At 71.4% G+C, this 1,568-nt stretch carries 1 protein-coding gene; it reads left to right on the top strand.

The window, feature by feature from the left end:
• The coding region (gene dxs / locus MFF56_RS31775) for a 1-deoxy-D-xylulose-5-phosphate synthase (protein WP_238232194.1) at positions 1 to 1,568 on the top strand (1,568 nt) is incomplete at both ends.

Here is a 1,568-nt window from a genome sequence, read left to right as displayed (position 1 = left end):
CACGTCTTCGACACCCCCGACGACCGCATCATCTGGGACGTCGGACACCAGGCCTACCCCCACAAGATCCTCACCGGCCGCCGCGACCGCATCCGGACGCTGCGCCAGGGCGGTGGCCTGTCGGGCTTCACCAAGCGCTCGGAGAGCGTCTACGACCCCTTCGGCGCGGCCCACTCCTCCACCTCGATCTCCGCCGGCCTCGGCATGGCGGTTGCCCGCGACCTCGACGTCGCGGAGGCCAAGGCCGCCGGCCGCGAGGCTCCGAAGCGGCGCAACGTCATCGCGGTGATCGGCGACGGCTCGATGTCGGCCGGCATGGCCTACGAGGCCATGAACAATGCCGGCGCGCTGCACTCGCGCCTCATCGTCATCCTCAACGACAACGACATGTCGATCGCGCCCCCCGTGGGCGCCATGTCGGCCTACTTCGCCAGGCTCGCCTCGGGCGGCACCTACCGCAGCTTGCGCGAGACCGCCAAGCAGCTCGGCCAGCTCCTGCCGAAGGCCCTCTACCAGCGCGCGGCGGCCGCCGAGGAGTACGCCCGCTCGCTGGTGGTGGGCGGCGGCACGATGTTCGAGGAGATGGGCTTCCACTACGTCGGCCCCGTGGACGGGCACAACCTCGACCACCTGCTGCCCATCCTCAAGAACGTGCGCGACGCCGAGCACGGCCCGATCCTGCTCCACGTCGTCACCCAGAAGGGCAAGGGCTACGCGCCGGCCGAGGCCTCCGCCGACCGCTACCACGGCGTGGTCAAGTTCGACGTGCTCTCCGGCGTGCAGGCCAAGGCCAAGCCGAACGCCCCGGCCTACACCCGCGTGTTCGGCGAGAGCCTGATCAAGGCGGCCGACGCCGACCCGAAGGTGGTGGCGATCACCGCGGCGATGCCCGGCGGCACCGGCATCGACCTGTTCGGCAAGGCCCATCCCGACCGCACCTTCGACGTCGGCATCGCCGAGCAGCACGCGGTCACCTTCGCGGGCGGGCTGGCGACGGAAGGCTACAAGCCGTTCGTGGCGATCTACTCGACCTTCCTGCAGCGGGCCTACGATCAGGTCGTGCACGACGTGGCGCTGCAGAACTTAGCTGTACGCTTCTGCCTGGACCGGGCGGGGCTCGTCGGCGCGGACGGCGCCACGCATGCGGGCGCCTTCGACCTGGCCTATCTCTGCTGCCTGCCGAACATGACGGTGATGGCGGCCGCCGACGAGGCCGAGCTGGTGCACATGGTGGCGACCCAGCACGCGCACGATGCGGGCCCGATCGCTCTGCGCTACCCGCGCGGCGAGGGCGTGGGGGTGGAGCTGCCCGAGCGGGGCGAGCCCTTGGCGATCGGGCGCGGGCGGATCGTGCGGCGGCCCGAGGGTGCGCGGGTGGCGCTCCTGTCGCTGGGCACGCGTCTGGCGGAAGCCCTGAAGGCGGCCGACCAGCTGGACGAGGCGGGCATCGCCGTGACGGTTGCGGATGCGCGCTTCGCCAAGCCGCTGGACGAGGGCATGATCCTGGATCTGGCGGCGAGCCACGAGGTTCTGATCACGCTGGAGGAGGGCTCGCGCGGGGGCTTCGG

Source organism: Methylobacterium hispanicum (assembly GCF_022179285.1).
GTDB lineage: Bacteria > Pseudomonadota > Alphaproteobacteria > Rhizobiales > Beijerinckiaceae > Methylobacterium > Methylobacterium hispanicum.
Note: the sequence above shows the minus strand (reverse complement) of the source record. Positions and strands in the feature narration are given on the sequence as shown.